At 62.3% G+C, this 12,638-nt stretch carries 9 protein-coding genes and 1 pseudogene; 2 read left to right on the top strand and 8 right to left on the bottom strand.

Annotated features, from left to right (window positions below):
• The 7 genes and pseudogenes from AC1DXN_RS14165 to glmM all read right to left on the bottom strand — a co-directional run.
• Nucleotides 1–997 (bottom strand): annotated as a pseudogene (locus tag AC1DXN_RS14165) (hypothetical protein); the annotation flags it as partial.
• Between the two features lie 74 nt (nucleotides 998–1,071).
• Nucleotides 1,072–2,370, bottom strand: coding sequence for an adenylosuccinate synthase (locus AC1DXN_RS14160; protein ID WP_477270673.1), 1,299 nt, complete (start codon nucleotides 2,368–2,370; stop codon nucleotides 1,072–1,074).
• A 413-nt stretch (nucleotides 2,371–2,783) separates the two neighbouring features.
• Nucleotides 2,784–4,382 carry a phosphoglycerate dehydrogenase gene (gene serA / locus AC1DXN_RS14155; protein WP_477246146.1) on the bottom strand — a complete coding sequence of 533 codons (1,599 nt, stop codon included), beginning with the start codon at nucleotides 4,380–4,382 and terminating at the stop codon, nucleotides 2,784–2,786.
• Nucleotides 4,383–4,557: 175 nt separating this feature from the next.
• Nucleotides 4,558–5,733, bottom strand: coding sequence for a phosphoserine transaminase (locus AC1DXN_RS14150; protein WP_477270671.1), 1,176 nt, complete (start codon nucleotides 5,731–5,733; stop codon nucleotides 4,558–4,560).
• A 183-nt stretch (nucleotides 5,734–5,916) separates the two neighbouring features.
• On the bottom strand, nucleotides 5,917–6,789 hold the full coding sequence (locus AC1DXN_RS14145) for an outer membrane protein (RefSeq protein ID WP_477246142.1): 873 nt from the start codon (nucleotides 6,787–6,789) through the stop codon (nucleotides 5,917–5,919).
• 187 nt (nucleotides 6,790–6,976) lie between these two features.
• Entirely contained in the window at nucleotides 6,977–7,828 is an 852-nt protein-coding gene (locus tag AC1DXN_RS14140; protein WP_477270669.1) for an outer membrane protein, read from the bottom strand.
• A gap of 254 nt (nucleotides 7,829–8,082) precedes the next feature.
• Complete coding sequence (glmM, locus tag AC1DXN_RS14135) at nucleotides 8,083–9,435, bottom strand: phosphoglucosamine mutase (RefSeq protein WP_477270667.1); 1,353 nt, start codon at nucleotides 9,433–9,435, stop codon at nucleotides 8,083–8,085.
• 651 nt (nucleotides 9,436–10,086) lie between these two features.
• Here glmM and AC1DXN_RS14130 point away from each other — a divergent pair.
• Nucleotides 10,087–10,800 (top strand): hypothetical protein, encoded by a 714-nt coding sequence (locus AC1DXN_RS14130; protein WP_477271471.1) that lies wholly within the window; start codon nucleotides 10,087–10,089, stop codon nucleotides 10,798–10,800.
• Nucleotides 10,801–11,041: 241 nt separating this feature from the next.
• Nucleotides 11,042–11,494 (top strand): hypothetical protein, encoded by a 453-nt coding sequence (locus AC1DXN_RS14125; protein ID WP_477270665.1) that lies wholly within the window; start codon nucleotides 11,042–11,044, stop codon nucleotides 11,492–11,494.
• Between the two features lie 52 nt (nucleotides 11,495–11,546).
• Here the strand turns inward: AC1DXN_RS14125 and ppk2 are convergent, their stop codons facing one another.
• Complete coding sequence (gene ppk2, locus AC1DXN_RS14120) at nucleotides 11,547–12,476, bottom strand: polyphosphate kinase 2 (protein ID WP_477270663.1); 930 nt, start codon at nucleotides 12,474–12,476, stop codon at nucleotides 11,547–11,549.
• Between the last annotated feature and the right edge of the window lie 162 nt (nucleotides 12,477–12,638).

Genomic DNA, 12,638 nt, shown 5'->3' with positions numbered 1-12,638 from the left:
GTGTTGCCGGCGCGGCGCCCGCGGCGGGCGGCGTCGCCGGGGCAGCCGCATCGGCGGGCGGCGGCGCAGTTGGCGCAGCCGTGGCTGCAGCATCGCCGGCAGGCGGAGCAGGCGTCGCTGGCGCAGGTGCGGGCGGAGGCGGTGTGGTCAGCGCGGCGACGGATTCGCCCTCGCCAATGCCGCTTTGTCCTGCCGCCGGACCCGGGTCGACCTCGCTACCTTCGGGCGTCAGGCGCTGGGTGAACTTCGTTCCCTCGGCATCTGCAGCAGCCGGTGCCGCGGCATCGGTGGTCGCCGGTTTGGCTGGGGCGGGTTTCGCCGGTTCGACCTTGGCGACAACGGCGCCATTGCCGCTGAACATCTTCCCGAACGCATCCTTGTTCAGCCAGATGCCATAGCCGCCGCCGGCAATCACCAGCAACGCGACGGCGGCGGCAATCAGCCCGCCATAGCTGCGCTTACGCTCGGCCGGACGCAGGCGCTGGAATGTATTCTCAACGGGCTCCTCGTCATTGGCAAAGACATCGCCCTTGTCGTTCGACGCCGCGTCGAAGTCCGGAAGACGGTTGTCGGCGGGGTCGAAAGGCGACGGGGCCGGAGGCGCTTTCTGCGACGGGACCGGAGTCGCTTTCTGCCAGCTCGGCTCCGGCTTGGCAGCTGGTGCCGCCGGCTGCCAGGCCGGCTCGGTTTTCACCGGCTGCCTGGTGTGGCTCGGCTGGTTCTTGTTGCGGTCGATGGAGGAAAAAATGTGTTCCAGTTCCGCCAGCGGATCGGACGCCGGCACGGTTCTGGCGTAGTCCCGCTCGACGCTCGATATCGCATCTTCCAGCGCGCGCTTCTGACGATCGGCGACCGACGACGGCGGCGGCGGCGTGATGGCCGCGAGCTTGGCCGCGATGGTCGAGCGGGCCTTGTCATAGACCCTGGCACGCACCTCCGGCGTCGTTTCGCCGAGATTGTCGAGCGTCTTTTTCAGAACAGCAACAAAATCTGCCATGCTTCAGTCGACCTGTATTTTGTTCCTGGGCCGGCCCCCGCAAATCGGCCGCGATGCCCGGAAAGGCTGAGAAACTAGTCTTGAAACGGGTCGGTCACAAGTATTGTGTCGTCCCGTTCCGGGCTGGTGGAAAGGAGTGCGACCGGCGCGCCGATCAGCTCCTCGATGTAGCGGACATATTTGACCGCCTGGGCCGGCAGATCGTTCCAGCTTCTGGCGCCGGCGGTAGTGCCTTTCCAGCCCTCCAGCGTCACGTAGACCGGTTCGACCCGCGCCTGCGCACCCTGGCTGGCCGGCAGGTAATCGATCATCTCGCCGTCGAGCCGGTAGCCGGTGCAGACCTTGATCTCGTCGAGGCCGTCGAGCACGTCGAGCTTGGTCAGCGCGATGCCCTTGATGCCGTTGACGGCGACGGCCTGGCGCACCAGCACCGCGTCGAACCAGCCGCAGCGGCGCTTGCGGCCGGTGACGACGCCGAACTCATGACCCCGCGTGCCGAGGAACTCGCCGATCTCGTTCTTTTGTTCGGTCGGGAACGGGCCTTCGCCGACACGCGTCGTATAGGCCTTGGTGATGCCGAGCACATAGCCGATGGCGCCCGGACCGACGCCGGAACCGGCGGAAGCCTGGCCGGCGACGGTGTTGGACGAGGTGACGAACGGATAGGTGCCATGGTCGATATCGAGCAGCGTGCCTTGCGCGCCCTCGAACAGGATGCGCTCGCCGGCGCGGCGCTTGTCGTCGAGGATTTTCCAGACACGGTCCATATAGGGCAGGATCTCATCCGCGACCGAGGTCAGCTCACGCAGGATGGCATCATGCGTGACTTCGGCATGGCCCAACCCGCGGCGCAGCGCATTGTGGTGCGTCAGCAGCCTGTCGACCTTCAGGGGCAGCGTTTCCAAATCCGCCAAATCCATTACCCGAACCGCGCGCCGGCCCACCTTGTCTTCATAGGCGGGGCCGATGCCGCGACGGGTCGTGCCAATCTTCGTCCCGGAATTGGAAGCGGCGTCCTCGCGGAATCCGTCCAGCTCTCGGTGCAGTGACAGGATAAGCGCGGTGTTTTCGGCTATTTTCAGGCGGTCCGGTGTCACCTCGACGCCTTGCGCCTTCAGTTTCGCCACCTCCGCGACGAAAGCGTGCGGATCGAAGACGACACCATTGCCGATGATCGACAGCTTGCCTGGTCGCACCACGCCGGACGGCAGCAGCGACAGTTTGTAGACCTTGCCGTCGACGACCAGCGTATGGCCGGCATTGTGGCCGCCCTGGAAGCGCACGACAACGTCGGCGCGTTCCGAAAGCCAGTCGACGATCTTGCCCTTGCCCTCGTCGCCCCACTGCGAGCCGACGACCACCACATTGGCCATGTTTCTTTTCCCTTGAGATGCCGCCATGGCGGCTTGAAGACGGTTCGAAACGACAGGCCTCTATAACGTCAAGACCCGGCGGGCGCGACCATTCTTTGCAGCCGAAAACGCCCTGAGGCACAACAATTTTCGCTATTCGCATCATTTACTTGGCTGAGCAGCCGCAATAGGTCGGCAGCGACCCTCGCCATGCCTTCCTCCGGCTGGATTTCGCCATGCATCGAAACGCCTATCTGTTCCTGCTGTTCACCACCTTGCTGTGGGGCGGCGCTGGCGCTGGTGTTGGGCGGCATCGGCCTTGCCGAAAATAGCGGCCGCAGGGCGGTGAAGCATCGGCAGCTCCAACGAGGGTCTAGAAAACGAAAAGGCGCGAAACGGGTTCGCGCCCTTCCATCCTTCATGGCAAATCCGGCCTATACGCCGCCGACATCGAATTGCAGCCGCTTGGCCGAGTCGATCGATTTGTGCGCCCGCACCTGTTCCAGCACATTCTCCGGGAATGGTGCATCAAGATAGAGCAGCGCGATGGCGTCGCCGCCGGGCCGGTTGCGGCCGAGCTGGAAGTTGGCGATGTTGACGCCGTTCTCACCACAGACCGTACCGAGCAAGCCGATGATGCCGGGTGCGTCGGCATTGGTGGTGTAGAGCATGTGCTGGCCGACCTCGGCGTCGAGATTGATGCCCTTGATCTGGATGAAGCGCGGCTTGCCGTCGGAGAAGCAGGTGCCGGCGATCGAACGCGTCTTGTGCTCGGTCTTGACCGTCAGCTTGATATAGCCGTCGAACACGCCCGACTTGTCGCGCTTGACCTCGGCAACGATGATGCCGCGTTCCTTCACCATGATCGGCGCCGACACCATGTTGACGTCGGAGACCTGCGGCCGGATCAGACCGGCAAGCGTGGCGCTGATCAGCGCGCGCGTGTTCATCGTCGCGGTCGAGCCGTCGAACAGAATCTCGACCTCCGTGATCGGGTCCTCGGTGACCTGGCCGACAAAGGCGCCGAGCACTTCGGCGAGCTTGACGAAGGGTTTTAGCCGCGGCGCTTCCTCGGCGGTGATCGACGGCATGTTGATGGCGTTGGAGACCGCGCCCTTGATCAGATAGTCGGCCATCTGCTCGGCGACCTGCAGCGCCACATTCTCCTGCGCCTCGGCGGTCGAAGCGCCGAGATGCGGTGTCGCCACGACGTTTTCCATGCCGAACAGTTCATTCTTGTCCGCCGGTTCTACCTCGAACACATCGATGCCGGCGCCGGCAACCTTGCCGCTCTTCAGCGCCGCGACCAGATCGGCCTCGACGACCAGCCCGCCRCGSGCGCAGTTGATGATGCGCACGCCTGTCTTCATCTTGGCGATTGCCGCGGCATCGATGATGTTGCGCGTCTTGTCGGTCAAAGGCGTGTGCAAGGTGATGAAGTCGGCGCGGGCAAACAGCTCGTCCAGTTCGACCTTGTCGACGCCAAGCTCCTCGGCGCGTTTGTCGGACAGGAATGGATCGAAGGCGACGACATGCATCTTTAAGCCGACGCCGCGCGTGGCGACGATCGAGCCGATATTGCCGCAGCCGATGACACCCAGCGTCTTGCCGGTGATCTCGACCCCCATGAAGCGGTTCTTTTCCCATCTGCCGGCATGGGTCGAAGCGTTGGCTTCCGGGATCTGGCGGGCCAGCGCGAAGATCATCGCCACCGCATGCTCGGCGGTGGTGATCGAATTGCCGAAGGGCGTGTTCATCACGATGATGCCCTTGCGGCTTGCCGCCGGGATGTCGACATTGTCGACACCGATGCCGGCGCGGCCGACGACCTTCAGCCTGGTGGCGGCGTTGATCAGCTTTTCAGTGACCTTGGTCGCCGAGCGGATAGCAAGACCGTCATACTGGTCGATGACTTCGAGCAGCTTTTCCTTGTCCTTGCCGAGATCGGGCAGATAGTCGACCTCGATGCCGCGGTCTTTGAATATCTGCACGGCGGTGGTGGAGAGTTTGTCTGAGACGAGAACGCGGGGCATTGGCGTGATCCTTTGCGATTGACGTCCCTCCCCCTTGAGGGGAAGGTCGGCGCGTAGCGCCGGGGTGGGGTCGGTACGGCCGGACTCGGCCAAATCTTCTTTCGGTGGGATGTGGAGCCAGGTGGAGACGACCCCACCCGGCCCTTCGGGCCACCCTCCCCTCAAGGGGGAGGGATTAGGCCGCCGCTTTCAGCGACGCCTTCTGCGCGGCAAAGGCCCAGTCGAGCCAAGGCAGCAGCGCTTCGAGGTCGGACGTCTCGGCCGTCGCGCCGCACCAGATGCGCAGGCCGGGCGGTGCGTCGCGATAGGCGCCGATGTCATAGGCAACGCCTTCCTTATCGAGCACCGAAACCAGCCCCTTGGCAAAAGCCGCCTGGCCGTCGGCATCGAGTGCCGCGATATCCGGGTCGGTGAAGGACAGGCATACCGAAGTGTTCGAGCGCGTGGCCGGCTCGACGGCAAGATGGCCGAGCCACGAAGACTTCTCGACGAAGCCGTCAAGCACGGCGGCATTGGCGTCGGCGCGAGCAATCAGGGCCTCGAGGCCGCCGATCGACTTTGCCCAGGCAAGCGCATCGAGATAATCCTCGACGCACAGCATCGAAGGCGTGTTGATGGTTTCGCCCTTGAAGATGCCTTCGATCAGCTTGCCACCCGATGTCAGGCGGAAGATTTTCGGCAGCGGCCATGCAGGCTTGTAGCTCTCCAGCCGCTCGACGGCGCGCGGCGACAGGATCAGCATGCCGTGCGCGCCCTCGCCGCCCAGCACCTTCTGCCAGGAGAAGGTGACGACATCCAGCTTCTGGAAATCGAGCCTTTGTGCGAACGCCGCCGAGGTGGCGTCGCATATGGTCAGGCCCTTGCGATCGGCCGGGATGAAATTGCCGTTCGGCACGCGCACGCCAGACGTGGTGCCGTTCCAGGTGAAGACGACATCGCGGTCGAAATCGATCTTTTTCAGGTCAGGCAGTTCGCCGTAGCCAGCCTCGATCTTGCGCACGTCGGCGAGCTTCAACTGCTTGACCACATCAGTGACCCAGCCGGAGCCAAAACTCTCCCAGGCGACCATGTCGACGCCGCGCTCGCCGAGCAGCGACCACAGTGCCATCTCGACGGCGCCGGTATCCGACGCCGGCACGATGCCGATGCGATAATCTGCCGGGACCTGGAGAATTTCGCGCGTCAGCTCGATCGCCTGTTCGAGCTTGGTCTTGCCGATCTTGGCGCGGTGGGAGCGGCCGAGCGCAGCATTTCTCAAGGCCTCGACCGACCAGCCGGGGCGTTTTGCGCAGGGACCTGAGGAAAAATTGGGGTTTGCCGGACGGAGTCCAGGCTTCGTATGCGTCGTCATCGTGGTCTATCCTTCCAGATAGTGGCCCCTCGTTGGGGAGGGGTGGCCCACGGACGGCGATATGCGTTCAGGCTTCAGGCGTCAAGAGGAAAGTTTCTGTCGCGGCCAGGATACCGGCCGCATGTGGCGCAAAAGCAAACGGCGGGCCGCAAGACCCGCCGCTCCAATCTGGCTCCCGCAAACCTACCAGAGGTCGTAGCGCAGGCCGAGCTTGACCGTCTGATAGCTGATGCCTTTGTGGATGTTGAAGGCGCCGCCGTCATAAGCGACATATTTGCCGCTCGGGATCGAAAAGTACTCGTAGCCAAGGTCGAGCGAGACATTCTTGGACACCTGATAGGACAGGCCGGCACCGATCGAGTAGGCGAGGTTGAATTTGGCCTGGGAGTCTTCCGACCCTTTGTATCCGGCCGGATCGTTACACGCGAAGCCGCCAGCGCCCGACGTCGCATCAGGGGCGATTTCAACGCAATCGCGCTCGCCCTGGGTCTTGAAATACCTGTTGTAGGCGATGCCGACGCCGCCACCGATGTACGGAGTGATACCAACATAGGTGCCGAGGTCCGCATAGCCATTGGCCATGACGCTGTAGCCTTTGTTGGTACCGTAGTTCGATGCCATACAGTCCTGGGTCGCAGCCACCGGAACGATGATGAACCCGCCACTCCCGTCAGGGAACAGACTGTTTGTCGTTCCGGCGCACCCGTTTGGCACCAATGCATGGTCGCCGAACTCGTTGCTCGGCAGGATTCCACCATTCAGCTCGAGCCGAAGATAGTCGTTGAGATGGTAGCCAATGCCGACACTGCCGGTGAAAAGGCTGCTGCTCTGGGAGAAGTTGGTGACGCCGAGCGCGTTGCTTTCGTCGGTGAACGGATGGCTGAAGGAATAGCCGAGATCGCCGCGCAGATACCATCCGGAGCCGACCTCGACCGGTTGATAGTCCGGTGCCTGATCGACATAGATCGGCGGGTCGTAGTCGGCGGCATGCACGGGCGCCAGCGGCATAAGGACGATTGCGGCAAGCATCAATGCGATACGCGATCTAAAGGTCATGGTCCTCGGCTCCCGAAGTTGGCGCATCGCAATCACGAGCGCCGTTTGAGAGCATTGTTAACCATAGTGGTTAAGTGCCGGTTAAGGATAACGGAGAGTTACCGAATTGATTTCGATGAGCTTTCGGCTCAAACGAAAACCGCCCGGCAAGGCCGGGCGGTTCGCAAGCTTGAGGATTTCGAAGCGACTACTTGGTGTAGATCGGCTGCGGCTCTGGGACGTAGGGCTCCGGCGCCGGGGCACAATCCGATCTGCCGAACTGGTAGCGCAGGCCGCCGCGCACTTCGTGGACGCTGATGCCGCGGTCGTAGCCCGGACCGACATTGCTGTCGGCGGCGTATTCGAACATCTTGCCGCCATTGATGTGGCTGTAGCGGTAGCCGACATCGAGCTTGACCCGGTCGGTCAGGCAGTAGGAAGCGCCGACCATGGCGGCATAGGCAAAGCGCCAGCCCTTTCCACCGCTATGGAAGAAATCGCCGTCGGCATCGCTGTTGTGCAGCGTGTCCCACTTGACCCAGGCGCCGCCGATGCCGGCGCCGACATAGGGCGTCACACCGTGCCATGTGCCGATATCGACATAGGCGTTGGCGAGAAGCAGCAGCGCCGAATAGGACGAGGTGTCGGTCGAAACGCAAGGCGTGCCGGGAGCGGGCGTATTACAGAAGCCGCTGGTCGAGCCGCGGAATTTCGAACTGGACATCCAGTCCGCGGTCAGGTCGGTGCGGAAATGCTGGTTGATCTGATAACCGACACCGGCGCCGGCCGAGAAAGCGCTCTTCAGCGAGCCGGTGGCAAAGCTGCCGGGAAGCTGGGGCGGTGCCGCATTGTAGGTGGTGTAGTCGCCGCCACCGAACTTCGACCAGTGATAGTCGATGTCACCGCGAATGTACCAGCCGCCAAGATCGGCGGGCTGCTCGTAGGCAACCGGCGGCGGGGCTTCTTCGACCTGCGGCTCCGCCAAATCGGCGGCGAATACTGGTCCGGCCATTCCCGCGAGCAGCGCGGCAAAGAGGGCCTTTCGTGCTGTATTGAACATGCTTGTCACCCCTGAGAACTCTCGGACCATCGAACCCCGCCCGAATGTGATTGACCTCAGTTGTGGATAATGAATTGCAAAGGTTAAAAGGCGTTTAACCGTGTCGATTAACCACGAATCTATACAATTTTAACGAGAAGACACTGCCTGCCCAAGGCGCGGTATTGCGTCGACTGGATAAAAAAGCCCGCCTGAAGGCGGGCTTTGTAACGTCTCGAACCGACAGCGCTGCGCGTCCCCTGGACACGCCGGGATCAGGCGGCGCTACGCGTTTCCGAAATGACCTCGACGATGTCGTTGACGACGGCCTCGACCAGTTGCGGGTCGTCGCCTTCGGCCATGACACGGATAAGCGGCTCTGTGCCGGAGGGCCGGATGACCAGTCGCCCGGCCTTGCCGAGGCGATTGCGGGCGTCTTCGATTGCCGCCTTGACCGGCGCCTCCTCAAGCGGCTTGCCACCGGAAATATGCACGTTCTTCAGCAGTTGCGGCACCGGCTCGAACTTCTTCGACAATTCGCTGACCGGCCGGTTCTGCCGCTTGATGCAGGCCAGCACCTGCAGCGCCGAGACCAGGCCATCGCCGGTGGTCGAGAAATCGGACAGCACGATGTGGCCCGACTGTTCGCCGCCGACATTCAGCCCGTGCGCGCGCATGTGCTCGACGACGTAGCGGTCGCCGACCTTGGTGCGGTGCAGTTGCAGGTTCATGCCGCCGAGGAAGCGTTCGAGGCCGAGATTGGACATCACCGTCGAGACGACGCCACCACCGGCCAGCCGGCCGCTCTGGTGCCAGGACTCTGCGATCAGCGCCATGATCTGGTCGCCATCGACGATGGCGCCGTTTTCGTCGACGATGACGACGCGGTCGGCATCGCCATCGAGCGCGATGCCGATATCGGCACGCACCTCATGCACCTTTTTCTGCAGCCCGGCCGGATGGGTCGAGCCGCATTCCTTGTTGATGTTGAAGCCGTTGGGCTCGACATTGATGGCGACGACTTCGGCGCCCAGCTCCCACAGTGCCTCGGGCGCCACCTTGTAGGCAGCGCCATTGGCGCAGTCGACGACGATCCTGAGGCCCGAAAGCGACATCGAGCGCGGCAGAGTGCGCTTGGCGAATTCGATATAGCGGTCATGCACGCCATCGACGCGCTTGGCGCGGCCAAGCCCGTCCGAATCGGCGAGCGCCAGTTCGATGTCCTTGTCGAGCATGCCCTCGATCCGCTCCTCGATCTCGTCGGAGAGCTTGTAGCCATCGGGACCGAACAGTTTGATGCCGTTGTCGTAGTAGGGATTGTGCGAGGCCGAGATCATCACGCCGATGTCGGCGCGCAGTGACCGCACCAGCATGGCGACTGCAGGCGTCGGAATGGGGCCGAGCAGGAACACATCCATGCCGGCGGCGCACAGGCCCGACACCATCGCGTTCTCGATCATATAACCGGAAAGTCTTGTATCCTTGCCGAGCACGACACGGTGGCGATGGCTGCCGCGCTGAAACGACAGGCCGGCGGCCATGCCGACCCGCATGGCGATCTCCGCCGTCATCGGAAACTTGTTGGCGCGCCCGCGAATGCCGTCCGTGCCGAAATAACGCCCTGCCATGCTAGCCAGATCCCCGTCGGTTTTTCAGCCGCCCGTAGTGCCACAATTGGGCCGCACCCGATCATCACATTGTATGATTATATATTACGATTCCTTAGAAAATCATTGTGGCGGCTGTTAAGATGATTCGACAGCTTACCATGGCGACACGGTGTTTCGGCAATACACCAGCCACGGCGCACTGGCCGGCCAAGATTCACCCCGGAATAGCTTGCCTCGGCGGCGCAGGACACAACAATTTCATCACCTTATCGGGAGGAATGCACTTTCTGGCTGCATCCGCACCAGTTGCATCTGGCGCAACCGATCGTTGAGAGCTAATGATCCGCAAGGGACATATATGGGCTGCAGCAACGGAGAAACGCTATGCTCATCCACCGACTAGCCACTTTGACGGGTCTCGCCGTCGTGACCTTGTTTCTGGCGGCGCCAGCCAATGCGCTGACCATGGCCGAGTGTAGTACCAAATACAACACCGCAAAGGATGCCGGTACGCTGAACGGGGCGACCTGGAACCAGTTCCGCAAAGCAGAATGCGGCACCGACGCCAGCGCCACCACCACCGACACCAAGCCAGCCAAGAAGACGGCAAAGGCCACCGACGCTGCAAAGGCCGACACCAAGGCTGCCGCCACTGACGCCGCACCTGGCCTGACGGCAAAGGAATGCAGCGCCAAGTATCAGGCGGCCAAAGCCGCCGGCACGCTGAATGGCGTGAAGTGGAACGACTTCCGCAAGACCGAATGCGCCGCCGGCGCGTCCGCCGCGGCTGAACCAGTCAAGGCGACGACCAAGGCGGCTGCCGCGCCTGCCGACGAGGCAAAGGGCCTGACGACGAAAGAGTGCAGCGCCAAGTATCAGGCGGCCAAGGCCGCCGGCACGCTGGGCGGCGTGAAGTGGAACGACTTCCGCAAGACCGAGTGCGCCGCGGGCGCGTCCGCTGCGGCTGAGCCTGTCAAGGCCACGACCAAGGCAGCCGACGCCGGCAAAGGCCTGACGATGGCCGAATGCAGCGCCAAGTACCAGGCAGCCAAGACCGCCAACACGCTGGGCGGCAAGAAGTGGAATGACTTCCGCAAGGCCGAATGCGGCGCCGGCGCAGATGACGACGACACCGTGCCGGCTCCGAGCGAGGCGACCTATACCAGCGAGCCCGAGAAGCCCTCGGTCACCGCTCCCAAAGGTGTGAAGTTCCCGACGGCGATCTCGAAGAAATACGCCAGCGAGACCCCGGCCAAGGGCCGCATGCACACCTGCCTCGAGCTCTACTATGCCAACAAGGATGCCAACACGCTGAATGGCCTGCGCTGGATCCAGAAGGGCGGCGGCTTCTACAGTCTCTGCAACGCCAAGCTGAAGAGCTGATCGCGTAGCCATATTCTCCAGACAAAGGCCCGCGCATCGCAACATGCGCGGGCCTTTTTGTTGCGCTCGAATACGCCCGGCTTTGCTCGCGTCTGCATATCGCGGAAGCTGTCGGCGTCATCTACTCGCCCACACTGCCCACTGCCAGACTTATCGGTGGTTTGCAAAAATTCCAATTGAACATATGCAGAACAAACAGTATACAAAAGGACATCGAACTTTTGTCAACCAGGAGGGTCTTATGTCCAGATTGAAATTGGCGGCATTGGCTGTGACGGCATGGGTTGCTTGGAGCGTCGCCCCTGCAAGCGCACTGACGATGAAGGAATGCGGCGAGGCCTATCGCACAGCCAAGGAAGGCGGCACTCTGAACGGCATGGATTGGACCGCTTTCCGCACGGAGAAGTGCGCTACGTCAGCTGCGGAGAGTGCCAGCGCGGATACGGTCAAAACCGAGCTGCAGCCGAAGAAGGAAACCAGCGCGGCGGTCGCCCCCGTTGTAGCGCCGGCGGGCGTGACATTCCCGACCACCCTCGCCGCCGAGTTCAAGACCGAAAAGCCCGCGAAGGCGCGGATGAAGACCTGCCTGCAGGGTTACCACGGCAACAAGGACGCAGGTACGTTGAACGGCCTTCGCTGGATCCAGAAGGGCGGCGGCTATTACAGCCTCTGCAACGCCAAGCTGAAGAGCTGATATAGGACCCCGCGGACCTGTCCAGGTTCGCGGGGTTTTTCTTTGTGCAAGATCAGTAGACGGTCGGTACCCAGTGCTGGCTGGTCTTGGGCGGACGGACATAGCCGTCGTCCTTCTGTCGCGGGCTCAGCTTTATCTTCGCCGGACGGATTTCCTTGTACGGAATCCGCGTCAGCAGATGGCTGATGCAATTGAGCCGCGCCTTCTTCTTGTTGTCGGCATCGACAATGTTCCACGGCGACTGATCGGTGTCGGTGAATTTCTGCATCATGTCCTTGGCCCGCGAATACTCGACCCAGTGTTCGCGCGACTTCAGGTCCATGGGCGACAGCTTCCAGCGCTTGATCGGATTGTCGATACGTTCCTTGAAGCGGCGCTCCTGTTCGTCATCGCCAACCGAGAACCAGTATTTGATCAGGATGATGCCGGACTTGATCAGCATCTCCTCGAACAGCGGGCATGAGCGCAGGAATTCGCTGTATTCGTCATCGGTGCAGAATCCCATGACGCGCTCAACACCGGCGCGGTTGTACCAGGAGCGGTCGAACAGCACGATCTCGCCCTTGCCAGGCAGATGCTGGACATAGCGCTGGAAGTACCATTGGCTGCGTTCGCGCTCGGTCGGCGTGCCCAGTGCGACGACCCGGCAGACGCGCGGATTGAGGCTTTCGGTGATGCGTTTGATGACACCGCCCTTGCCAGCAGCGTCGCGGCCTTCAAAGATCACGACGACCTTCAGCCCTTCCTTTTGCACCCAATCCTGCAGCTTGATCAGTTCGAACTGCAGCCGGACCAGCTCGTCGACATAGCGGTAGGGTTTTTTGGCCTTGGCCTGCTTGGCCTTCTTCTTCTTTTTCTTGCCCCCGCCGGCATCGCCGTTCGGCAATTGCCAGGCTGCTTCCTTTGCCTGGCCCTCGACCGCGTCGAGATGGATATCGCCTCCAACCGGAGCATTTCTGGCCTGCTTGTCCCTCTTGCCCATTTGATCACACCTCCCACGCAGCCGCGCCGGTTGATCTGGCGGCAGCCGACTAATCGATTCAATACCGACTGTGAGGGGAGTCAAGCCAATGGGGTGCAACGCCCGAATGGAAATGTCCTGCCCCAAAAGAAAACGCCGCGGTTTGAGCCGCAGCGTTTTGAA

Source organism: Mesorhizobium sp. P2_H9 (assembly GCF_056403215.1).
This window is presented reverse-complemented; position numbering and strand designations above follow the sequence as displayed.

Coding starts and splice junctions, on each gene's coding strand:
- glmM (WP_477270667.1), bottom strand. CDS start 9,435: ATGGCAGGGCGTTATTTCGGCACGGACGGCATTCGCGGGCGCGCCAAC.
- ppk2 (WP_477270663.1), bottom strand. CDS start 12,476: ATGGGCAAGAGGGACAAGCAGGCCAGAAATGCTCCGGTTGGAGGCGAT.
- AC1DXN_RS14160 (WP_477270673.1), bottom strand. CDS start 2,370: ATGGCCAATGTGGTGGTCGTCGGCTCGCAGTGGGGCGACGAGGGCAAG.
- AC1DXN_RS14125 (WP_477270665.1), top strand. CDS start 11,042: ATGTCCAGATTGAAATTGGCGGCATTGGCTGTGACGGCATGGGTTGCT.
- AC1DXN_RS14145 (WP_477246142.1), bottom strand. CDS start 6,789: ATGACCTTTAGATCGCGTATCGCATTGATGCTTGCCGCAATCGTCCTT.
- AC1DXN_RS14140 (WP_477270669.1), bottom strand. CDS start 7,828: ATGTTCAATACAGCACGAAAGGCCCTCTTTGCCGCGCTGCTCGCGGGA.
- AC1DXN_RS14150 (WP_477270671.1), bottom strand. CDS start 5,733: ATGACGACGCATACGAAGCCTGGACTCCGTCCGGCAAACCCCAATTTT.